The organism is Rummeliibacillus sp. POC4 (genome assembly GCF_003576525.1).
In the GTDB taxonomy this organism is placed as follows: Bacteria; Bacillota; Bacilli; order Bacillales_A; family Planococcaceae; genus Rummeliibacillus.
Genome location: NZ_QWUA01000027.1, coordinates 1 through 22852 on the forward strand (window position 1 = coordinate 1; position 22852 = coordinate 22852).

Below are 22852 nucleotides of genomic sequence, written 5' to 3' on the forward strand. Positions count from 1 at the left end.
GTAAAATGATAAATTGACATAAAATTTATGCAGAACTACAATTATGTTATGAACACTTTAAGATAAACTGTGATTTAACTTAATAGAGGTGGTCATAATGGGAAACAGTTTATTATCAATAGATTGGGATTATTTTATTTCTTTAGACAATCAAAACGGTTCATCATGTATTGAAAATGAAAGAACAATAAACGATTTATGGTATAAGCGTTACTTTCAATTGAAAGCACAAGGTAAAGACATTCAAGAACGATATGAGCTTTCTAATGAGGTTGACAACTTTTGGCGCGAGATGAAAGAAATTTTTGAGTTCGACTCTCATATACATGTATATGTATCGGACTCACATGCACTATCTTATAAAATCGCGCATGAGTTTAACTGTGATGATGTTTACCTTTTCGATGCTCATTCAGATTTGGGCTACGGAGGATTACCATCACTTGATTTTGAACTAAATTGCGCAAACTGGCTCGGAAAATTGTTAAAAAACAATGAAGTAGATGAGGCACATATTGTTTATGGACCGTACACTGCTGAAAAACCTGAGTACTTTAAACAAATGAATAAGCGCTTTCATATCGAATATCCAAAGCTAAATGATTTACATCCTAAGGAGAAGATTTCAGCAATTCATATTTGCCGTTCTGGAGCTTGGACTCCGCCATGGTTAGATGAAAAATTTGCTGAATTTATTCAAAAAATGGGCATTCCTTATACAGTTGTCGATTGCCAATTAAGAAAATGGAATCCATCTGACTTAACCTATGCAGATCAAGTACAATATTTGATGGAATAAAAAAATTTCTTACAAATTTTTATGAAATGGATTATTTGTCCAATTATATAAAGTTATAAATCTAAAAAGATGCAGATTCAGTGCCATTGAATTTGCATCTTTTTGTAATTTATTCAAGAAAACTTTTAACACTTTCTTGCATATAGTACAGAGATTGAAAGATGATTTATACTGTATTATTTTAAAAGATGATTTTACATTAAAAACGTGGGATGTTATATATTGAAACATCAAACAGAATATTTATAATACAGTTTTAGAGGTTTCTAAAAAATTGCGAAAAAATAAAATAATTAATAATAGAATTTTTGAAATTTTTATAAAAAGGGTTTGACAGTTTGTATAAATTCCATTAATATTAGCTTCAGCATAAATAAAGTTGCTCTTATTAGTAACCGTTGAGACGAGGGGTCTAGGATACGGTGGCAAACCTGTCTGATTATTTTATCAGACGTTGGGGCTCAACCTGAGCGCAAAATGTACAAAGTTTTGTGAACGATAAGAGGATAAGCAGTTGATATTATATCGAAGCTTTCCTTCTAATGGTTGGAGAGCTTTTTTCTATGCTAAAAATGACATTTTTTAGTAGGAGTGATAAATATTGACTGTTTTTAATTTGCCAAGGAATCATTTTATTGAAAAAGGGTCTACTCAAAAATTGCATTATTCTATAAAAAAGCCAACGAATGTACATTATTCAAGATTACTTCAAAAATCATTTGAGGAGGGTATTGAATAATGAACAGCATCCAAGAACAGCTTCAAATAAGTGAGTTATCAAAAACGCAAGAGAAAATGCCATTATTTGATGCGCTTGTCCACTATGCCAATAGAAATACAATACCATTTGATGTTCCAGGACACAAAATGGGCGCACAGGCTAGTCCTTTAAAAAATATACTTGGTGAAATGACGATGAAAATGGATGTCAACTCTATGAAAGAGTTAGATCTTCTTAGCCATCCACAATCAGTCATAAAAGAAGCACAACAACTTGCGGCAGATGCTTTCGGTGCAGACCACGCATACTTTTTAGTAAATGGTACAACATCAGGGATATTGGCGATGATATTAGCTACTTGTAAACCAGATGATGTATTAATCGTACCGCGAAATTGTCATAAATCAGTTATGAATGGCTTAATATTGAGTGGGGCTAAACCTGTATTTATCGAACCTGAAGTGGATGTACATTTCGGCATTTCACATGGCATTTCAGTTAAAAATGTCATAAAAACACTTTCTGCATATCCGGAGGCAAAAGCAATTTTAGTTACATATCCAACCTATTTTGGCTCCATGAACGAATTACGAACAATTTGCAAGTTAGCACACGATCGCAATATAGCTGTTATCGTAGATAGTGCACACGGGGCACATTTACCATTTATGCCGGAGCTAATAGATCCAATCACTGCTGGTGCTGATATCGTCACCATGAGTATGCATAAAACAGGTGGTTCATTAACCCAAAGTTCAATTTTGCTTTTAAATGAAGGGCGTATTTCAGCGAAAACTATGCAAAAAACATTGAACATGATCCAAACAACTAGTGCGAATTATTTGCTTATGAGTTCTTTAGATGTTGCAAGACATGAACTTGCACTTTATGGATATAAACGCTATCAAGCATTAAAACCACTAGTGGAGAGAGCCATCCACGAAATCGAACAACATACTTGTTTTGAAATACTGAAAAAAGATTTTGTGAAAAAACATAATATGCAATCCTATGATTGGACGAAACTTGTAATACGTGTAAATGATAGCGGATTAACAGGTTTTGAGGTTTACACATTATTAAAAGAAAAATACCAGATTCAAATGGAACTTGCTGAAGGATATGTCGTTATGGCAGTCATCACAACAGCAGATGATGAAAATTCTTTAAAAAAATTAGTATGGGCTTTGCGAGAGATAGATCGACTATATAGCAGAAAAACACCTATCTATTCTACAAGTGTCACCTCAACACATGCCAATATTCTATTGTTAAGTCCAAGAGATGCCCATTATGCTGAGCATGAACTAATGTCTATTGATAGGGCGCTTGGTAAAATAAGTGCTGATTTGTTAATGATTTATCCTCCAGGCATTCCGCTTGTTATTCCTGGGGAATTGATATCTGAGAATGTCATTCAGCAGTATCATTATTATTCTCAGACTTTTGGAAATGTTTTAACAGAATCAGCGCTTGAACATCATATAACCGTAGTAAAAGAATAAGAAAAGTAGAAGAATACCATCAAGCAAATGAAGGAGTAAATTATAAATGCAACATAAATCATTAAATGTTTCAACATTCATAGGATGCGACAATCAGTATGAAGAATCAGACCTTGTACTTTTCGGTATTCCGTTTGATGGTACGACAAGTTTTAGACCAGGCACACGTTTTGCCATGCAAGCAATTCGACCAGACTCATATGGTTTAGAAACATATTCACCATATCTGGAGCGAGATTTAGAGGATATGGCGATTTATGATAGTGGAGATGTAGAACTTCCGCTCGGAAATACACAAAAAACAATGGATGCAATTTTATCTTATACACGTTCAATTGTTGCAGATGACAAAAAATTCGTCATGGTTGGAGGAGAACATTTAGTAAGTTATCCAACTATTCAAGCAGTCTATGAAAAGTATCCAGATTTACATGTAATTCATATAGATGCACATACCGATTTACGTGAAGACTATATGGGAGAAAAACTCTCTCATGCCTCAATTATAAGACGTTGTCATGAGTTCTTAGGGGATGGACGAATCTTTCAGTTTGGTATCCGTTCAGGTCTAAAAGAAGAATTCGAATGGGCGAAGGAACATACTTATATGGAGCGGTTCACAATCAATACTTTGGGAAAAATTGTAGAAAAATTAGAGAATCTTCCTATATATATAACCATTGATTTAGACGTACTTGATCCCGGAACATTTCCAGGTACAGGAACACCAGAACCAGGGGGGATTACGTATAACGAATTATTAAACGGTATTCAACAATTGCAAAAACTAAACAATATCGTTGCAGCCGATGTTGTTGAACTATCACCATCTTATGATCCATCCGGCGCTTCCACTGCAGTTGCATGTAAAACAATCCGTGAAATGCTACTCACTGTAGGGAAATAAATAAGATTTTTAATGCGTAACTTTAATTTCAAAGAAAAAACAGGACTGTTGAGATTATCAGCAATCCTGTTTTTTTGTATAAAAATTCACAATGAATATGTGTTTAATATAGAAATTATTCGAAATTGTCAAATATCCATAATTTATTTAAACTAAATATTTCTATTTAGAGAAAAATGAGGTATATAAATACCTAAAAATTATAAAAAACAAAGAAATTTATATATTTATTTTTAAAAAACTATTTACCTTTTTAATATTTATGATAATATATGTATAAATATTAAATTAATTATTTTCAAAAAATTATTGGAGGAATTACGATGGAAAGTTGGCTCGATTTATATGACAATATGGGGAATTATTTAGCACCAAGTATGGCTAAAGATCACCCAAATTTACCTGTAGTAAAAGAGGAAGGTTGTTACTACTACGGGGCAGACGGTAAAAAATATTTAGACTTTACATCAGGAATTGCAGTTGCTAATACAGGACACCGTCATCCTAAAATCGTGCAAAGCATTAAAGACGCTGCTGATCAATTGATCCATGGACCATCTGGGGTCATCATGTATGAATCAATTTTAGAACTTTCCAAACAACTTGGTGAAATTCTTCCAGGAGATTTAGATTGTTTCTTTTATGGAAATAGTGGAACGGAAGCCGTTGAAGGTGCTTTAAAACTTGCTAAATTCACAACGCAACGTCCATATGTGATTTCCTTTACAGGTTGTTTCCACGGACGCTCAATGGGTGCACTTGGTGTAACCACTTCGAAAGCAAAATATCGTAAATTTATGCAACCATCACATCTGTCTTATCAAATACCATATGCAAATGTGAAAGAAGCACCAATGGGTCAAGACCCAATTCAATATGTAGTGGACAAGCTAGAACACGATTTTAACCAATTATTCAAACATCAAGTAACACCAGAAGAAGTGGCAGCGGTAATTGTAGAACCTGTTCTTGGTGAGGGTGGTTATGTCATTCCACCAAAAGAATGGTTACAAAAAATCCGTGAAATATGTGATCAATATGGAATATTATTGATTTTTGATGAAGTGCAAACAGGTTTTGGACGAACTGGTGAATGGTTTGCAGCCCAAACATTTGGCGTAACACCAGATATTATGGCCATCGCAAAAGGCATTGCCTCAGGTCTTCCACTAAGTGCAACAGTCGCAAGTCACAAACTAATGAAAAAATGGCCAATCGGTTCTCATGGTACTACATTTGGAGGAAATCCAATTGCTTGTTCAGTAGCACTTACTACACTCGAAGTTTTCAAAGAAGAACATCTTGTTGAAAACTCTAAAGAAGTTGGAGCATATGCGGTTGAACAACTTAAGAAAATCCAAGATAAATACGATTGTATCGGAGAAGTTCGTGCAACAGGTTTAATGATAGGAATCGACGTCATTGATGCAGAAACTGGACTTGGAGACGGAAAAGCTTTAAAAAGAATCCTAGATTTAGCATTAGAAGAAGGGGTGCTTTTCTACCTTTGCGGGAACGAAGGGGAAGTAATCCGAATGATTCCACCACTTACTGTTACAAAAGAACAAATTGATGATGGACTAACAATGTTAGATAACGCTATACAAAAATACAAAGAAGAATTGAAATAAGGGAGTTTTTAACATGAAAATGAAGAAAAAATGGTTATTCGCAGCAGCAGCAGTATTATCACTATCATTAGCAGGATGTGGTTCAAACAGTTCCGACAAATCAGCAGATAATACAAAAGAAGAAAAAGTATTAGTAATGGGTACAGCAGCAGATTATGCACCATTTGAATACATTGATGCAAAAGTATCTGACGATATTATCGGTTTTGATATTGACCTTGCCAAAGCAGCAACTAAAAAAATGGGTTATAAATTACAAGTAAAAGATATGGAATTTAATAGTTTAATCCCGGCATTACAAGCTGATAAAGTGGACTTCGTATTAGCTGGTATGACACCTAATAAAGATCGTGATAAAGTAGTTGATTTCTCTAAATCTTACTACGATACAAAAGAGTACATGGTTGTCAAAAAGGATAGTGGTATCAAATCAGATGCCGATTTAGTAGGGAAAAAGATTGGCGCACAAACTTCTTCTATCCAAGAAGATTTAGCTAAATCATTAGCTAAAGAGATTAAAGGCGTGAAACTTGAAAGTCGTGACCGTGTCCCAGAATTAATACAAGAAGTTAAATTAGGCCGTATCGACGCATTAGTAACAGAAGATATTGTTGCTGAAAACTACTTAAAACAAAATAAAGAACTTGGTTACTATATAATTGAAGACCAAGAAGACCAATCAAAAGCAGCTGCATTCCCAGAAAACAGTAAGTTAACTGCTGAATTTAACAAAGCATTGGATGAACTTACGAAAGAAGGAAAAGTTGACGAATTGAAAGCTAAATGGTTTAAAGTAAAATAATTCTGAAGGTAACAATCCCAAACCCCTATTTCTTAATGTGAAATACATTGAGAAATAGGGGTTTTTTTATGCATATTTAATTTCTGATTAACAAATGATTATATTTCGCTATAATGAATGATGTAACTTTTAAAAGGTCGTGTTTAAATGTATTATTTCGTTTTTTTCATTCTGTATATCTGGATATTGATACAACTTTTTATACGTAAAGGAGTTCATTCAATTCCAACAAATTCAGGTGCAATCATAATGGCATTTGGAATTATGCAGATTGGTTTAATTCAAAAATTCGCTTTTTATAATGAGCGAATTGAAACTTTATTGGCAATACTATTATTTGGTGCTTATGGATGTATTATTTCGTTATTATTAATGGATATAAAAAAGGGGACTTTTTATAACAATCATCTAAAAGATCCGATTAACAGTTTCACAATAGGAACTTGGGTTGCAGCAACATCCGTCATCATATTGAATATAACTTATCATTTTCCACATTTAACGACTGTAAGCATTGGACTTTATATCATCGATTTTCTAATTTGGTTGTTTTATTTAGGAATTATTATACGGAATTATTCAATTTATATAAGAAAACCAAAATTTATAGAAAAATTAAATGGCGTGATCATTTTATCATGTGTATCAACGCAATCTTTAGTAATAGGTGGAGAAACAATATTCAAAGCGGAATTTCCTATTGAATTTGCGTTCTTATTGATCGTTGTTGGTGCCATATTTTATATCATTAGTTTGACATTGATCGGGCGCAGTCTCTATTTGATGAAAAATACGCTAAAGACTGCAATATTAAATTGGAAAACGACTAATTGCACGATACATGGTGCATTATCAATTACTGGATTAGCGTTAATCGTTACATTTAGTTTTTTAGAGAAATGGCTCATTTATTATTGGGTAATCGTGACGGTCGTATTTTGCATTGTAGAAAGTATAGAAGGAGTCCGCAGTATTTTTCGTATTCAACAATTTGGTATAAAGGACGCTCTGTTCATTTATCATCCAACTCAATGGGTTCGGAATTTTACTTTTGGTATGTATGTAAACTTTACCATTCATTTACCGGCAATAAGTTTATTGGGAAATGCAAGAACAATTGTTATTGAGGGTGGAAATTATATTGTTGTCAGTTTATTTATAATTGAGGTATGTTTGCTAGCACAGTATAAATTGCGTAAACGATGGGACTAGCATTACTTTAGATGTAAGTATTAACCTATAAAAAGAGATAAAAGTACAGGAAATATTTTAAAAATATTACCCGAGGAATAAGAAAATGCGACAAAAATCTCATAAAAGACGATATTTTTTCGACATAAATTATACTTTTGTGAAACATAAATCAAAAAAAATTGCACATTATTATGAAAAGGACTTTAGTTTTAAAATATTTATGTTATTATATTTATAAAACTAAATTAATATATATTCATTATTTGTAGTATACCCGTATGAAAATCAGATACTTAAAACACTCAAATGAAAGAATATATATAACAACAATAGAATGGAGTTTTTCAACATGAAAAAGAAATGGTTATTTGCAGCAGCAGCTGTATTATCACTTTCACTAGCTGGATGTGGATCTAATTCTGATAAAACTGCAACAGATAACAATGATAATCAAAACAAAAAAGTATTAGTAATGGGAACATCAGCAGACTTTGCCCCATTTGAATACATTGATTCTGCTAAATCAGATGAAATTATTGGTTTTGATGTAGACTTAGCAAATGCAGTCACAAAGAAAATGGGATACCAACTAAAAATTCAAGATATGGAATTCAACAGTTTAATCCCAGCAGTACAAGCTAAAAAAATAGACTTTGCAATGGCTGGTATTACACCAAACGAAGAACGTGCAAAAGTAGTAGACTTTACTGATTCTTACTATGATACACAAGATTTTATCATTACTAAAAAAGACACAACTTTTAAAAGCATTGACGATTTAAAAGGTAAAAAAATTGGCGCTCAAGTATCTTCTATTGAAGAAGACACAGCTAATGCTATTAAAGATAAAGTGAATGGCGTAAAAGTTGAAACTCGTGACCGTGTACCTGAGCTAATCCAAGAAGTAAAACTTGGTCGACTTGATGCAATTGTCCTTGAAGATATCGTCGCTAAAAACTATGTGAAACAAAATAATGATTTAAAATACTCAAACATTGAAGGCGTTGAAAATCAAAAGAAAGCAGCTGCTTTCTCTAAAGACAGTAAATTAGTTGACGAATTCAACAAAGCTGTTAAAGAATTAGATGACGCTGGAGAAATTGATAAAATGAAAGCTAAATGGTTCAAAGTCGATTAATAAGGGAAAGAGGTTCTATAAATGAATTTGGATTTCACGCCAATTATACCTTCGATTCCCTATATTCTTAAAGGGATCGTCGTTACATTAGAAATTGCTGCAATTGCGTGTGTCCTCGGTTTTATTCTTGGAGTTTTACTATCACTAGTCAAATTAAGTGGCATTAAGCCACTTAAATGGCTAGCTGACTTTTATACTTCCGTATTCCGTGGTACACCACTTGTTTTACAATTAATCATTATTTACATGGGAATTCCACAAATGTTCCCAAATGTTGATATTCAACCTATGCCTGCTGCAATTCTAGCATTCTCATTAAATTCAGCAGCTTATATCTCAGAAATTATCCGTGGTGGTATCATGGCAGTTGATAAAGGGCAAAGCGAAGCAGCTCAAGCTCTAGGTGTCTCTTATGCTAGCATGATGAAAGATATTATCTTACCACAAGCATTAAAAAATATTATTCCAGCTCTTATGAATGAATTTATTTCATTAACAAAAGAGTCTGCAATTGTAACAGTAATCGGTGCTCTTGATGTCATGCGTCGTGCCTACATTGTCGGTGGTGCAACATTCCACTATATAGAACCATTGCTAATTGCAGGGGTAATCTACTATATTATCGTACTAATTTTATCTTATGCTGGTAAATTAGTTGAGAAAAGGATGAGAGTCAGTGATTAATGTACAAGATTTGCACAAGTCGTACGGCAAAAACGATGTACTAAAAGGCATTTCTACAACGATTCAAGACGGCGAGGTTATTGCAATCATTGGTCCTTCTGGTTCTGGTAAATCTACCTTTTTAAGATGTATCAACTTACTAGAAATGCCAACGAGCGGTAAGATAATTATTAACGGACAAGATATCACGGAGAAAAAAACGAATTTGATGAAAGTTCGCGAAAAAGTCGGTATGGTTTTTCAACACTTCCATTTGTTCCCACACAAAACCGTAATGGAGAACTTAACATATGCTCCTATGAAAGTAAGTAAATTATCTAAAGCTGAAGCTGAAAAACGTGGTGGAGAACTGTTAAAACAAGTTGGCTTATTTGATAAAAAAGACGAATATCCAAACCGTCTATCAGGTGGTCAAAAACAACGTGTTGCCATCGCAAGAGCGTTAGCAATGGAACCAAATATTATGTTATTTGATGAACCAACATCAGCACTTGACCCAGAAATGGTTAAAGAAGTTCTAGATGTTATGAAATCATTAACAAAAACAGGTATGACGATGCTAATCGTTACACATGAAATGGGCTTTGCCCGTGAAGTAGCGGACCGTGTATTCTTCTTAGATGGAGGCCATTTAATCGAAGATGCAGCTCCTCAAGAATTCTTCAAAAACCCATCAACACAACGTGCAAGAGACTTCTTAGAGAAAGTTTTATAATCTAATACTCGAAACACCTAATTGTCAGTGATGATGATTAGGTGTTTTTTTGCGTTTTCATTAAGAAATTCACTCATCTATTTACAAAATGTGGGTTTTGATAGACAATAGATAAAAAACAACTTGAGGTGCATGTAACTTTGAATATTAGACAAGTAACAATAGAAGATTTAGACCGTTTAATAGAAATTGAAAATTTAAGCTTTACGCAAGAAGAAGCTGCGACAGAGGTTGCTTTTGTCAATCGAATCCGTATGATTCCAGATAGCTTTTTTGTAGCTGAAGACAATGGAGAAATCGTTGGCTTTGTTAATGGTCCTGTGATGGAAAGAGATTATATTACAGATGACTTATTTAGCGAAACAAAAGAAAATCCAAAAACGGGTGGAGTTCAAAGTATATTAGGTTTAGCTGTACATCCAATGCATCGAAAAAAAGGAATTGCAACAGCATTATTAACTCATCTTGAAACAGATGCAAAGAGTAAGAATCGCAAAGCTGTTACATTAACATGCTTAGAAAGGTTAATCCCATTTTACGAAAAACACGGGTACGTAAATAACGGAATCTCTCAATCAGAGCATGGTGGGGAAGTTTGGTATAACATGACTAAGATTTTGTAATTTATCATCTAATAGATATGGAGTGAGGAGAATGCAAAATAATATTCGTTTAGTAGCGCCAAGTGTAGATTTAGAAAAGGAATAGTAACAGTAACGTTGGAGTTTTTTTGTTGGATACTTAGATTACTAATAAACTAAAAAATTAGAATGTTCATTCATTGCGGAGGGCAATATAATCATGAAACATATCTTTGCATTTGAAAGTATTGAAGAATATAAAAAATACCAAGATACAATACAACGATTTGCAATTAAATTAAAGGAATATCAACAAATACTTGAAAGTGAATATGCTTTGAAGGACTTACCAAAGGGAATTTTATGGACGAATGAAGAATTAGCAACTACAGTGTTCTCTGAAGTACCTATCCCTGCCTATACAAATAAAAACTTAATATATATGTCACCAGATATAGAAACATGGAGGAAGATACTTGTAAAGCAATTAGACAATAAAGAGCTTCCAAATGTTCGAAAGTTTTACGAGAATTTTTCCGAAAACCAAGTATTTATCATATTAGCACACGAACTAACACATCATTCAGATTTGTTTTTGGATGAGTTTGAAGATGAACGAGAAGATAGTATTTGGTTCGAAGAGGGAATGTGTTTTTTCTTACCTCGTAAAATACTGTTAAATGAGAAAGAATTTAATGATATAACGAACGCAGAAACGAAATTAGTAGAAGCATTTAATGATCAATATGGAAAACAATCAATAGATAACTTTGGAAGTAGTACATATAAAGGTAATTTATCAAGTATTATGTTTGATTATTGGCGCAGTTATCTTGCTGTGAAGCATTTAGTAGAAGTGCATGCTAATCATGATCTGAAGGCTTTATTTAAGGAATATCATAATTGGGATAAAGAAGGTCGAAAAGTACCTTTGACTAAGTATTTTGGATTGAGTTCCTTCTTCGGAGGTTCTATTTGATTAAAGCTATATTATTTGATTTTGATGGCACGCTATTAAATCGTGATTTGTCCCTTATGTCATTTATCAACGATCAATATGAACGATTCAGCAATTGCATTCATCACATTCCTAAGCAACTATATATAGATCGATTTATCGAATTAGATAATCATGGCTATACATGGAAAGATCAAGTTTACAGGCAATTAGTAGATGAATTTAAAATTCAAAATATTTCTGCTGACGAATTGTTAAATGATTATATAAAGAATTTTCATCATCATTGCATTGCTTTTCCTAATCTATTTAAGATGTTACATCTTTTGAAGTCTCAAAAATATAAATTAGGCATTATTACAAATGGCAAATGTCAATTTCAGATGGATAATATCGTTGCATTAGGTTTGGACAAAGTTATGGATACGATTTTAATTTCCGAGTGGGAAAATATTAAAAAACCTAATCCAGAAATTTTTCATAGGGCATTACAAAAGCTAGAAGTGAATGCTTTTGAAAGCGTATATGTTGGGGACCATCTTGAAAATGATATAAAAGCAGCTAAAAATGTTGGAATGATAGCCATTTGGAAGAAGAATACTCAGTGGAACAATGTAGAAGCAGAATATGTGGTGGACGATTTATTAGATTTACCAAATATTATAAATAAATTTATTATGTAAACTAAAGTTTCCCATTAAAAACCGAGATTGGGTAGGGTAACATATAAAGCTCTTTTGAATAAACCATCTTAAAAGAAAATAACCAGGTTAATAGCATAACCTGGTTATTTATAAGAGATTCTATTTCATCATATTGATCAATTTCTCTTTTTCCTTTAAATATTCAGCTTCTGTAATATCGGATCTTTGTAGTAAGCCTGCTAGACGTTGAATTTCTTGTAGCATTTCTTCAGTCGTATATTGTTTCTTTTCAGATGAGTTTTGTGAAGATTGTTGATTGGAAGACATTTTATAACCTCATTTCATGGTCGATATAGATTTTTACTTTTCTATTATATTACATTTCTTTATGTAAAAATACAAAAAATCAAAGGAGATTTTAGATGACTACTTCTCTTATTTTTGATATGGATGGTACACTTTTTCAGACGAATAAAATATTAGAACCTGCTCTTGAAGCTACATTTGAAAAGTTACGTATGAAAAAATTATGGCACGACAAAACCCCGATAGATCAATATCGTGAAATTATGGGGGTCCCATTACCCGTTGTGTGGGAAACTTTATGTCCTCAACATACTTTGGAAGTACATAACAATACGAATCAGTGGTTTCTAGATGAACTTATTCAACAAATAACGAAAGGGAATGGGGCTCTGTACGAAGGCGTGGAAGAAACATTAGCCCAATTATCAAAGACATACCCTTTATACATAGCAAGTAATGGGCAAATACCATATTTACAAGCAATTGTGGAACAGTTTCGATTAAATCGTTTTATACATGGATTTTATAGTATTGATGTAATTCCATCAGGAAATAAATCAGAACTTGTGCATTTAGTGAAAAGTGAGAATGGGATTGCAGAAGGTTTTGTGATTGGTGACCGTTCTTCGGACATAAAAGCAGCTCTAGACAATAATTTAACATCCATTGGTGTTCGATTTGATTTTGCACAAGAAACGGAATTAAATAAAGCAAACTATGTCATTGATAATTTTAAAGAAATTTTAACGATTGTATAAGTTTACATGGTAAGAAAATATGATGAATTCCATAAGAAAACCGTTCTAGCACTTTCTAGAACGGTTTTTATCATGCAAATCATGCTGTTATTTCTGGACTTGTTGAAGGACTAACTTCCGGTTCATCAACAACCTTATTGTGTGCTCCAGTAGGATCAAATTCTTTCTCACTTTTCGAAATAACAACAGTTGCAACACCGTTACCAATTAGATTAGTAACCGCACGTGCCTCAGACATAAAGCGGTCCACACCGATTAATAATGCGATACCTTCTACCGGAATCATCGGGAAAGCGGCTAACGTAGCAGCTAAAGTGATGAAACCAGAACCTGTAACCCCTGCAGCACCTTTTGAAGTTAACATTAATATTCCAAGTAAAGTGAGTTGTTGCCAAATAGACATTGGCACATCATATACTTGTGCGATAAACATCGCGGCCATTGAAAGATAGATAGACGTACCATCAAGGTTGAAAGAATAGCCAGTTGGAACCACAAGACCAACCACTTGTTTAGAACATCCGTAATTCTCTAATTTTCTCATCATAGATGGAAGTGCCGACTCTGAAGACGAAGTTCCAACAACAAGGAAAATCTCATCTTTAATGTAGGCGATAAATTTTAAAATGTTAAAGCCATAGAATTTTGCAATTGCTCCAAGGATGAAAACAATAAATAAGAACATAGTAATATAAACAGCAGCCATTAATAGACCAAGTGATTTTAAGGATTCAAGTCCAAAATTACCAATTGTGTATGACATGGCACCAAATGCACCGATAGGCGAAAGTCTCATCACCATATTAATAATTTTAAAGAAAATCTCCGAAACTTGTTCAAATAGTTTAATAACAGGTTTTGCGCTTTCACCAAGAGAAGCAGCCGCTACACCAAAAAGGATCGCACAAAATAGGACGGGTAATAATTGACCAGCTGCTAAAGAACCGAAGAAATTATCAGGCACGATATTCATGATAAATGCTACAAGTCCTTGCTCCGTTTCAGCTGCTGCTGTTGTATACGCAGACACATCGCCGCTGTTTGCAGCTGAAGTATCCAAACCATGACCTGGGTTTACAAAATGAACGACAACCAATCCAATAGCTAAAGCAATTGTCGATACCACTTCAAAATAGATTAATGCTTTACCACCAATTTTACCAACCTTTTTTAAATTCCCCATACTTCCTATACCAATCACAACCGTTAAGAATATAATTGGTGCGATCAACATTTTGATTAATTTAATAAAGATATCCGCTAACACTTTTAGTTGAACGCCTAATTCGGGGAAGATCGCCCCTACAATAATACCGATAATAATTGCTGTAATTACTTGAAAGGTTAAACTTCTAAAGTTGAATTTCATTATTTCGCCTTCTTTCTCTATTTATCTATTATCTTCTCGCTTATTCACATCATACTGAAAAAGAAAACGTTTTCAATATTATGGTTTTAAAAGTCTTTTTGGTTATTTTGGTCTTATCTGATGGACATAGCTTAAAGGCTAGGTAATAGAAGGAATAAGAATGATTTCTATCATACTAATCGATTTCTTGATTTTTTGTAACAGATGAATTTTGTCTTTTTTGTATTAATACAGTTTTATAGATTTTTGCATAGAATTATAAGCCTCGCTAGTCTATATAAAATAAAAACATAGGCACTAAGGGAAATTAATACAAAATATACTTACAAAAAGCAATACTAACCATAAAATATTATTGACATATTTAATTGAGAAATATTATCATTAATGAGTTAGACTAGAACGTTGGCTGCGTTTTTTATTGAATTATCGTAATCTGCATATTAGCAATTATGCTTATTATGTGTAATTGAAAAATGCGAATTATGCAAAGAACAATCTGGAAGATGCTACATAAAAATAAACAAGCCTATATGTTTATCGTTGATTACTATAGGCGTGAAAGGATCTGTATGCTGAAACAATTTTTCTCATATTACAAACCACATAAGCGCTTATTTTATATCGATTTTTTTAGCGCAATTTTTGTTGCTATCTTAGAGTTGGCATTCCCTGTAGCGGTACAATGGTTTATCGATAGTCTATTACCGACAGGAGAATGGGGAGAAATCACAAAAATTAGTTTCCTCTTATTCTTAGTATATTTACTAAGTACCGTATTAAATTATATCGTCAATTATTTAGGACATAAGCTTGGCATTTATATTGAAACGGATATGCGTCAAGAGCTATTTAATCATATGCAGAAGCAATCGTTTCGCTTCTTTGATAATATGAAAACAGGTAATATTATGAGCCGTATTACGAATGATTTGTTCGATATCGGGGAATTTGCTCACCATGGCCCAGAGGATTTCTTTATTGCGATTATGACGTTTGTTGGCGCATTTCTATTAATGTTTAATATTAATAGTCAACTAGCACTTATTGTTTTAATAATGGTGCCAATCCTAATTTTCGTTATTTCTATAAGTAACAAGCTGATGAACAAAGGTTGGGCCACGATGTACAGTAAAATTGCTGATGTTAATGGCCGGGTAGAAGACAGTATTTCAGGGATTCGGGTTGTTAAATCGTTTACGAATGAGACGCATGAAATGGAACTCTTTGAAAAGCAAAATAGTATTTTCAAAGATGCGAAATTATTTGCCTATCGTGTGATGGCTTCTACACATGCAAGTATTTACTTTTTAACACGTCTATTAACGCTAATCGTTTTAATTGTTGGGGCATGGTACAGCTTCAAAGGTACATTAACTTATGGTGAACTCGTTAGTTTCGTGTTATTTACAAATGTATTGATAAAACCGATTGATAAAATTAGTGCTTTATTAGAAATGTATCCAAAGGGGATGGCAGGCTTTAAACGTTTTCGAGATATGCTGAATGAAGAGCCTGATGTGATAGATCAACCGGATGCTATAGCTGTTAAACAATTAGCAGGGGATATTACATTCCATGAAGTTGACTTTAGCTATGATGGCAAATTTCCTATTTTACAAAATATCAATTTTTCGATTCAAGCAGGGCAAACAGTTGCGCTTGTTGGTCCATCAGGAGCTGGTAAGACGACGATTTGTTCCCTTATTCCACGCTTTTATGACGTGACAGGTGGGGGCATTACAATTGATGGTCTTGATATTAAGAAGATGACTCAAAGGTCATTGCGTGAAAATATCGGCATAGTACAACAAGATGTTTTCTTATTTACAGGTACTGTTCGAGAAAACATTGCATATGGAAAGTTAGATGCCTCAATCGAAGAAATCGAAGAAGCGGCACGTAAGGCTAATATACTTGAATTGATAGAAGGGTTGCCACAAGGTTTTGAAACGGAAATTGGAGAGCGTGGAGTGAAATTATCAGGCGGTCAAAAACAACGTTTAGCGATTGCACGTATGTTCCTAAAAAATCCACCAATCCTAATCCTTGATGAGGCAACTTCTGCACTCGATACTGAAACAGAAAAAATCATTCAACACTCACTTGAAGAGCTTTCTGAAAATCGCACAACGATTATAATTGCACACCGACTAGCAACAGTTAGAAATGCAGACCAAGTATTTGTTGTGACGAAAAATGGTATCGCTGAAAGTGGTAAGTATGATCAATTGGTAGAGCGGGACGGAATTCTAGCAAACTTACATCGAAATCAAATGATTTAATCAAAATCTTTATTTTATAAAAGTAGAAATAATATTTTTAATAGATACCCCTTGAGCACGAGTCAGTAATGTACTGAGCTCGTGCTTTTTTCTACCTTGAACTGAAGAATAAAATAAAGCGGTTGGTTGACGACCATAAAATAAATACAATTTGATATGGCGCAGTAAATTATTTCAGCGAATTGTTCCAACTTTAGAAGTCATAATAGGGAATTGAAGAAAACAACTTGATTAATCTATAGTCTTTTTCTTTAGGAATTGTATAATTTGTCCTTTATGATGATGATCATGATCTATAAATTCCTTAACAATATATATAAGTGAATACGGTGTTCCAGTATGTGGACAGTGACTTACACCGTTTGAAGTTACTGATTTGTTTAATAATTCGTTTGGCAGTTCGTTAAGTTCCTTTACAAGTCGCTTCCTTGTATTCTTTGCTTCTTCCAGTAGTTTTGACTTTGATATGCCAAATTTAGCGTAATTAGATGCTATTTTATTATGGGTATTAAAATCTGGAAATTCCATACCCTTTCCACTTTGAACTGCAGGGATAACTTCGTATAAAAGATGATGATCCCAATTTTTAATGTGGGCAATTATTTCATTTACAGACCATTTACCTTTTGCTATAGGTTTAGACCATAAAATTTCTTCCATATCTTCTAATGTATTTAGCCAAGAAGAATATTTACTAAATTCATTAATTATCGTTGTTTCAACACACATTTACGTTCCCCATTTCTATTTCAACTTACAATATTATAACATAAAACCACAATTTGACAAAACGTATGTTCTTATGCGAATTTACAACAAAAGTTGTACAGTTTAGAAAAATTTCAAAATAAAATAAGTAGTGACTTTATAAAAATGTCCACCTCTTCTGTATGTTTTGTTATGATAATTTATAGAAATAATAGTAAGGAGCAGTAATATGACATTTAAAATATTATTAATAGAAGATGATGAGTCAATTTCAAGGTTGATTCAAAATCATTTTTTACAATGGGATATGCAAGTGGAGGTGCCAGATGATTTTAAAAATGTGATGAATACTTTTCATACTATTCAGCCACAACTAGTTATTATAGACATTCAATTACCTGCTTTTGATGGATTCCACTGGTGTCGTGAAATACGCGCAATATCAAAGGTTCCTATCCTGTTTTTGTCATCAAGAGATCAACCGATGGATATGGTTATGGCTATGCAAATGGGAGCCGATGATTATATACAAAAACCTTTTAATATGGATGTCTTACTAGCAAAGGTACAAGCTATTTTACGCCGTACATATGATTATAAAGAGGAAAAAGTAGAGAATGTCCTTTGGAATGGTGCAACAATTGATTATTCAACGAGTACGATCATGACAAACAATCAAACGATAGAGCTGACTAAAAACGAACAGTTCATCTTACGAGTTCTTTTAGAACATAAGGACCAGATTGTTTCTAGAGATGAGCTTATGCGAAAACTATGGGATGATGAACGATTTGTTAATGATAATACATTAACAGTAAATGTTAACCGCTTGAGAAGTAAATTAGAGGAGCTTTCTTTGAAAGATGTTATTGTCACGAAGAAAGGTCTTGGGTATATGGCTGTTACAAAGGATGTGCAATAGTTGATTTGGTTATTTTTAAGAGAGAGACTTTCCTGGATTCTATTTTTTGCGATTTGCATGTTATGGATGAACCTACTTTTATATTTGGATGTTGGGTTTATGGAGGTTTCTACAACTTATTTAAATGCCACACTAATCTTCTTCTTTTTAACTTTCCTCGTTTGGCGATATTTCAAAGAGATGAAATTTGTTAAAGACATTGCTGACATGCCAAATAACTTTCATCGAGTCGAAGAGTTGCTCATGTCTAAACTAAATGAATCAGCCTTAGAACTAGAACGTTATAAGAACGAGTTAACGATACAATTTTCGGAAGAACGTGATCAACATTTAGCATGGGTTCATGAAGTGAAGACGCCTTTAACTGCAATGAAGTTAATAATAGAGGATTTACCAATTGATACGAGAAAATCATTAGAACTTGAATGGCTAAGAATTCACCTTTTACTTGACCAATCTTTACACACGTTAAGACTTGCAAGTATTGAACAAGATACGATATTAGACAAAGTAGCTTTAGAAAAAGTGGTGGCAAAAGAAATTAAAGAATTAATGTCATGGTGTCTTGCCAAAAACTTAGCAATCGATATAGAGGGTATTCAAGTTAGTATATTATCAGATCAAAAATGGCTATCTTTTATCATACGTCAAATTCTATCGAATGCTGTGAAGTATAGTCACAAAGGAGATACCATTACGATTTATGGTACAAAGGATGATGAGGGCCATCAACAATTACATATACAAGATTCGGGTGATGGTATTGATCCTGCAGATGTACCACGCATATTCCAAAAGGCATTTACAGGTTCTACGGGACGTAAACAAAGCGCATCAACTGGTATGGGACTGTATTTAGCACAAAATGCAGCTAAAAAATTAGGGATTTCCATTGCAGTACAATCTAAAGTGAATGTGGGTAGTAATTTCACATTAACATTTCCAAATTCCGATGAATTCGTCAAAACGATCTCAAAGTGACAAAAATGTCATATTCACATTCAAAATGTCACGTTAATCGAACGATTCCGCTCCCATTTCTTTATACAATATAACTAACAAAAGCAGGAGGGAATCAAATGAGCATATTAAAAGCTAGTAAGATTAAAAAAATATATGGTAAAAAACTGTTCACTCAGGAAGTACTAAAAGGAATAGATTTAGAAGTTGAAGCAGGGGAATTTGTCGGGATTATGGGGCCTTCTGGATCTGGTAAGACTACCTTATTGAATGTACTTTGCTCGATTGATCGTCCAACTGAAGGCATTGTCGAAATAAATGGACAATCACTTCAAAAGATGAAATCAAAACAATTATCAGCTTTTCGACGAACTGAAATGGGTTTTATATTCCAAGATTATAATTTACTTGATACCTTGACTGTAAAGGAAAATATTCTGTTACCTTTATCCGTAGGGAAGACAAGTAAACAAGAAGCGGAATCTCGTTGTCAACAACTAGCAACACAATTAGGAATTCAAGAATTATTAAAAAAATATCCAAATGAAATATCAGGTGGTCAAAAGCAACGTACAGCTGCAGCTCGTGCACTCATTATTCATCCAAGTATTGTGTTTGCAGATGAACCAACAGGTGCACTTGATTCTAAATCAGCTTCAGCATTGCTTGAAAACTTAAGTACTTTAAACAAAGCCAATCATGTAACGATTATGATGGTAACGCATGATCCAGTTGCTGCAAGTTATTGTAGTCGTGTACTTTTCCTAAAAGATGGTCAAATCTTCACTCAAGTTTATAAAGGGGATAAAACGCGCACACAATTTTTCCAAGAAATTATGAATACGCAAGGCGTTCTAGGCGGTGACGGTTATGAAGCTTAGTACCCTTGTATTACGCAGTATGCGAAAGAATATCAAACACTACTATCTATACTTTTTCGCACTAATTTTTAGTGCTGCTCTATACTTTTCGTTCGTAACCTTACAGCATAATGCAGCTGTTGTGAAGTTATCCTATTCTAGCTTAAAAGCTGAAATGGGCTTTAAAGTAGGATCTGTATTGTTATTGGTCATTGTATTTTTCTTCGTTTTCTATGCAAACCAGCTCTTCTTGAAAAGACGTAGTAAAGAAATTGGTTTGTATCAAATGATTGGTATTCCAAAGCCAACAATCTCATATATGTTAACGATTGAAAACTTGATCCTTTGGGTTGGTGCATCAGCCATTGGTATGTTGATAGGATTTTTCTTTTCTCGATTTTTTGCCTTATTATTCTTAAAAGCGATTAATACAAAAAGGGAAATCGAACTCGAATTTTCAACGGAAGCTTTGTTCCAAACAATGCTTGTGTTTGGTCTATTATTTATCGTCGTATTACTTCAAATGATGTGGATGGTTCATCGCACTACATTATTAGATTTATTTAAAGCGACAAGTAAAGCTGACCAAAAGATGAAGAAGATGAATTTTTTCCAAATCATTTTAGGAATTATCGGGATTGGACTAATCAGTTACGGTTACTATTTATCAACTGTTCTTTTCGCAATCGATAAAACCATTTCTGCTAATGATTTGTATAGGAAGATGGGACTTATATTAGGAAGCGTAATTATCGGTACATTCTTAGTATTCCGCTACTCCATCGCATTTATCATGAATATGATTCGTATGTCAAAAAGAGGGCATTTATCATTAAACGATGTACTTGCAATAACGCCAATTATGCATCGTATGAAAAGTAATACATTATCACTATCAATTATTACTCTAATGACTGCAATGGCATTAACGATATTGTCACTATCTTATATCACATATTACTCAACGGATTCTCAAACAGAACAAAATATGCCATATGATTTGGCGATTCTTAATCATAATGGTGAAAAAACCTTTGAAGAATCATTAAAATCTAACAATATTCATTTTCAAAAATATCAATTTGAGCTATTAAACGTACAAATTGATACGAATACTTTGCTAGAAAAGCCTTTAAGTAAAGAAGCACAAATTAATATTACCTTGGACAATATCGTGATGAAAGAAAGTGATGCAAAAAAAGTATTTCCAAAGCTTCACTTAGGGCAAGATGAGGCAGTATTGACAGGATACAGTGACGTCCTCAAAAATCTTATGCCTCTAAAAATAGGAAAAAGCATGACGCTTTATCATGATAAAGCAAAGCAAAAACTCAAACTAATCGATATTGAGAAAAAAGCTAGTATATCAGCGGAAATATCTTACGGAAGTCCTGCGATTATTATCCAAGATGAATTATTTAACCAATTGAAAAAAGATCCATCAATTCAAAAAAGCACTTTATGGAAAACTTATACGGGTTATAACATTCCAAAGGAAAACCAACTAAAAGAAGCCATTACTTTATACAAAAAAGCGACAAATGATGGGACATTTAAAATTGGCAAAAAAGATGGAGTTACTTCATTACTTCAAGTTAGTCCTAAAAAAGAAATGTATCAACAATCTCTTGAAAATATGGGACTACTTATTTTTATCACTGGATTTTTAGGATCTGCCTTCTTATTAGCAACCGGAAGTATCTTATACTTTAAGCAAATGACTGAAGCAGAAGAAGAAATCGAATCCTATAGAACATTACGAAAAATCGGCTTCTCACCTGATGAAATGATGAGAGGGATTTATCGAAAACAATTATTTAGTTTCGGTTTACCTTTATTGTTAGGCTTATGTCATAGCTATTTTGCTGTTAAGTCAGGTTGGAACTTCTTTGGTACCGAATTGGTAGTTCCATTACTTACGACGATGGGTATCTACATTCTACTCTATTCAATCTTTGCGATTCTAACATCTAGTTATTATCGAAAAATTATTAAAGGAATATTATAAAAAGCCCTTTATTAACAGAGACGAATTTACCTCATATTATCTATCAATTTCTAATGGAGCATTCAGAGTTTGATATTCGTATCATTGTTGAAGGATCAGATATGATTGATGAGCAACTGATTTCGAATAACGCTCATATCGGCATTGGAATTGGAAAGAGTAAGTATCGTTCAATTCATGCAGAGAAAATCGTTTCAAGTCCCATGCAGTTAGTTTGTCCTCCTGATCGCGAAGATGATGAAACGGGGAGCTATTATGACTTGGAAAACTTATTTGCTAAGTATCCCGTATTTACAGGACATTTAAAAAAAGCGGTATTAATCGAGCCGTTATTGCAAAAACATATAAATCCTGTTCGTTTCATGTCAATTTCTCAAAGCTACATCGTAAAATAATT

At 33.4% G+C, this 22852-nt stretch carries 22 protein-coding genes; 19 read left to right on the forward strand and 3 right to left on the reverse strand.

Annotated features, from left to right (window positions below; genetic code table 11):
• The first annotated feature begins 97 nt into the window (after positions 1–97).
• The 12 genes from D1606_RS09930 to D1606_RS09985 all read left to right on the forward strand — a co-directional run bounded on the left by D1606_RS09930 (position 98) and on the right by D1606_RS09985 (position 12318).
• Positions 98–799, forward strand: coding sequence for an arginase (locus D1606_RS09930; protein WP_119415859.1), 702 nt, complete (start codon positions 98–100; stop codon positions 797–799).
• 738 nt (positions 800–1537) lie between these two features.
• Entirely contained in the window at positions 1538–3025 is a 1488-nt protein-coding gene (locus tag D1606_RS09935) for an aminotransferase class I/II-fold pyridoxal phosphate-dependent enzyme (protein ID WP_119415860.1), read from the forward strand.
• Between the two features lie 46 nt (positions 3026–3071).
• Positions 3072–3932 carry an agmatinase gene (speB, locus tag D1606_RS09940; protein WP_119415861.1) on the forward strand — a complete coding sequence of 287 codons (861 nt, stop codon included), beginning with the start codon at positions 3072–3074 and terminating at the stop codon, positions 3930–3932.
• Between the two features lie 323 nt (positions 3933–4255).
• Positions 4256–5563 carry an aspartate aminotransferase family protein gene (locus tag D1606_RS09945; protein ID WP_119415862.1) on the forward strand — a complete coding sequence of 436 codons (1308 nt, stop codon included), beginning with the start codon at positions 4256–4258 and terminating at the stop codon, positions 5561–5563.
• A gap of 19 nt (positions 5564–5582) precedes the next feature.
• Positions 5583–6365: a transporter substrate-binding domain-containing protein gene (locus D1606_RS09950; RefSeq protein ID WP_119415913.1), complete on the forward strand. Its 783-nt coding sequence runs from the start codon at positions 5583–5585 to the stop codon at positions 6363–6365.
• 147 nt (positions 6366–6512) lie between these two features.
• Positions 6513–7577, forward strand: a complete 1065-nt coding sequence (locus D1606_RS09955; RefSeq protein ID WP_369973786.1) for an SLAC1 family transporter — start codon at positions 6513–6515, stop codon at positions 7575–7577.
• 331 nt (positions 7578–7908) lie between these two features.
• Positions 7909–8697, forward strand: a complete 789-nt coding sequence (locus tag D1606_RS09960) for a transporter substrate-binding domain-containing protein (RefSeq protein WP_119415864.1) — start codon at positions 7909–7911, stop codon at positions 8695–8697.
• Between the two features lie 21 nt (positions 8698–8718).
• The gene (locus tag D1606_RS09965; protein WP_119415865.1) at positions 8719–9381 is read left to right on the forward strand and encodes an amino acid ABC transporter permease; all 663 of its coding nucleotides are present in this window, start codon (positions 8719–8721) and stop codon (positions 9379–9381) included.
• Entirely contained in the window at positions 9374–10096 is a 723-nt protein-coding gene (locus D1606_RS09970; RefSeq protein WP_119415866.1) for an amino acid ABC transporter ATP-binding protein, read from the forward strand. Before D1606_RS09965 ends, D1606_RS09970 begins: the two co-directional genes overlap by 8 nt.
• A gap of 140 nt (positions 10097–10236) precedes the next feature.
• Positions 10237–10719, forward strand: a complete 483-nt coding sequence (locus D1606_RS09975; RefSeq protein WP_119415867.1) for a GNAT family N-acetyltransferase — start codon at positions 10237–10239, stop codon at positions 10717–10719.
• A 178-nt stretch (positions 10720–10897) separates the two neighbouring features.
• A complete protein-coding gene (locus tag D1606_RS09980) occupies positions 10898–11656 on the forward strand; it encodes a hypothetical protein (protein WP_119415868.1) in 759 nt (252 codons plus the stop codon).
• The gene (locus tag D1606_RS09985) at positions 11653–12318 is read left to right on the forward strand and encodes an HAD family hydrolase (protein ID WP_119415869.1); all 666 of its coding nucleotides are present in this window, start codon (positions 11653–11655) and stop codon (positions 12316–12318) included. The genes D1606_RS09980 and D1606_RS09985 overlap by 4 nt, the downstream gene beginning before the upstream one ends.
• 120 nt (positions 12319–12438) lie before the next feature.
• On the opposite strand, the gene D1606_RS18740 is transcribed toward D1606_RS09985, so the two are convergent.
• Positions 12439–12606 (reverse strand): hypothetical protein, encoded by a 168-nt coding sequence (locus D1606_RS18740; RefSeq protein ID WP_158582353.1) that lies wholly within the window; start codon positions 12604–12606, stop codon positions 12439–12441.
• Positions 12607–12701: 95 nt separating this feature from the next.
• Between D1606_RS18740 and D1606_RS09990 the strand changes: the two genes are divergently transcribed.
• Positions 12702–13343 carry an HAD hydrolase-like protein gene (locus D1606_RS09990; RefSeq protein ID WP_119415870.1) on the forward strand — a complete coding sequence of 214 codons (642 nt, stop codon included), beginning with the start codon at positions 12702–12704 and terminating at the stop codon, positions 13341–13343.
• A gap of 79 nt (positions 13344–13422) precedes the next feature.
• Here the strand turns inward: D1606_RS09990 and D1606_RS09995 are convergent, their stop codons facing one another.
• Positions 13423–14712 (reverse strand): dicarboxylate/amino acid:cation symporter, encoded by a 1290-nt coding sequence (locus D1606_RS09995; RefSeq protein WP_119415871.1) that lies wholly within the window; start codon positions 14710–14712, stop codon positions 13423–13425.
• Positions 14713–15284: 572 nt separating this feature from the next.
• On the opposite strand from D1606_RS09995, the gene D1606_RS10000 reads away from it, so the two are divergent.
• A complete protein-coding gene (locus tag D1606_RS10000; RefSeq protein ID WP_119415872.1) occupies positions 15285–16997 on the forward strand; it encodes an ABC transporter ATP-binding protein in 1713 nt (570 codons plus the stop codon).
• A 231-nt stretch (positions 16998–17228) separates the two neighbouring features.
• On the opposite strand, the gene D1606_RS10005 is transcribed toward D1606_RS10000, so the two are convergent.
• Entirely contained in the window at positions 17229–17726 is a 498-nt protein-coding gene (locus tag D1606_RS10005; protein WP_119415873.1) for a DinB family protein, read from the reverse strand.
• 208 nt (positions 17727–17934) lie between these two features.
• On the opposite strand from D1606_RS10005, the gene D1606_RS10010 reads away from it, so the two are divergent.
• From D1606_RS10010 to D1606_RS10030, 5 genes are all read left to right on the forward strand, one after another.
• Positions 17935–18627, forward strand: a complete 693-nt coding sequence (locus D1606_RS10010; RefSeq protein ID WP_119415874.1) for a response regulator transcription factor — start codon at positions 17935–17937, stop codon at positions 18625–18627.
• Positions 18628–19608, forward strand: coding sequence for a sensor histidine kinase (locus D1606_RS10015; RefSeq protein WP_119415875.1), 981 nt, complete (start codon positions 18628–18630; stop codon positions 19606–19608).
• A 98-nt stretch (positions 19609–19706) separates the two neighbouring features.
• Complete coding sequence (locus D1606_RS10020) at positions 19707–20468, forward strand: ABC transporter ATP-binding protein (RefSeq protein WP_119415876.1); 762 nt, start codon at positions 19707–19709, stop codon at positions 20466–20468.
• Positions 20458–22455, forward strand: a complete 1998-nt coding sequence (locus D1606_RS10025; RefSeq protein ID WP_119415877.1) for an ABC transporter permease — start codon at positions 20458–20460, stop codon at positions 22453–22455. The genes D1606_RS10020 and D1606_RS10025 overlap by 11 nt, the downstream gene beginning before the upstream one ends.
• Positions 22452–22850 carry a LysR substrate-binding domain-containing protein gene (locus tag D1606_RS10030; protein ID WP_255416311.1) on the forward strand — a complete coding sequence of 133 codons (399 nt, stop codon included), beginning with the start codon at positions 22452–22454 and terminating at the stop codon, positions 22848–22850. The genes D1606_RS10025 and D1606_RS10030 overlap by 4 nt, the downstream gene beginning before the upstream one ends.
• Positions 22851–22852: the final 2 nt, after the last annotated feature.

What these genes read in the sequence shown, in the direction of transcription:
- D1606_RS09930 (WP_119415859.1), top strand. Translation starts at nt 98, where the DNA reads ATGGGAAACAGTTTATTATCAATAGATTGGGATTATTTTATTTCTTTA.
- D1606_RS09935 (WP_119415860.1), top strand. Translation starts at nt 1,538, where the DNA reads ATGAACAGCATCCAAGAACAGCTTCAAATAAGTGAGTTATCAAAAACG.
- speB (WP_119415861.1), top strand. Translation starts at nt 3,072, where the DNA reads ATGCAACATAAATCATTAAATGTTTCAACATTCATAGGATGCGACAAT.
- D1606_RS09945 (WP_119415862.1), top strand. Translation starts at nt 4,256, where the DNA reads ATGGAAAGTTGGCTCGATTTATATGACAATATGGGGAATTATTTAGCA.
- D1606_RS09950 (WP_119415913.1), top strand. Translation starts at nt 5,583, where the DNA reads ATGAAGAAAAAATGGTTATTCGCAGCAGCAGCAGTATTATCACTATCA.
- D1606_RS09955 (WP_369973786.1), top strand. Translation starts at nt 6,513, where the DNA reads ATGTATTATTTCGTTTTTTTCATTCTGTATATCTGGATATTGATACAA.
- D1606_RS09960 (WP_119415864.1), top strand. Translation starts at nt 7,909, where the DNA reads ATGAAAAAGAAATGGTTATTTGCAGCAGCAGCTGTATTATCACTTTCA.
- D1606_RS09965 (WP_119415865.1), top strand. Translation starts at nt 8,719, where the DNA reads ATGAATTTGGATTTCACGCCAATTATACCTTCGATTCCCTATATTCTT.
- D1606_RS09980 (WP_119415868.1), top strand. Translation starts at nt 10,898, where the DNA reads ATGAAACATATCTTTGCATTTGAAAGTATTGAAGAATATAAAAAATAC.
- D1606_RS18740 (WP_158582353.1), bottom strand. Translation starts at nt 12,606, where the DNA reads ATGTCTTCCAATCAACAATCTTCACAAAACTCATCTGAAAAGAAACAA.
- D1606_RS09990 (WP_119415870.1), top strand. Translation starts at nt 12,702, where the DNA reads ATGACTACTTCTCTTATTTTTGATATGGATGGTACACTTTTTCAGACG.
- D1606_RS09995 (WP_119415871.1), bottom strand. Translation starts at nt 14,712, where the DNA reads ATGAAATTCAACTTTAGAAGTTTAACCTTTCAAGTAATTACAGCAATT.
- D1606_RS10000 (WP_119415872.1), top strand. Translation starts at nt 15,285, where the DNA reads ATGCTGAAACAATTTTTCTCATATTACAAACCACATAAGCGCTTATTT.
- D1606_RS10005 (WP_119415873.1), bottom strand. Translation starts at nt 17,726, where the DNA reads ATGTGTGTTGAAACAACGATAATTAATGAATTTAGTAAATATTCTTCT.
- D1606_RS10010 (WP_119415874.1), top strand. Translation starts at nt 17,935, where the DNA reads ATGACATTTAAAATATTATTAATAGAAGATGATGAGTCAATTTCAAGG.
- D1606_RS10020 (WP_119415876.1), top strand. Translation starts at nt 19,707, where the DNA reads ATGAGCATATTAAAAGCTAGTAAGATTAAAAAAATATATGGTAAAAAA.
- D1606_RS10025 (WP_119415877.1), top strand. Translation starts at nt 20,458, where the DNA reads ATGAAGCTTAGTACCCTTGTATTACGCAGTATGCGAAAGAATATCAAA.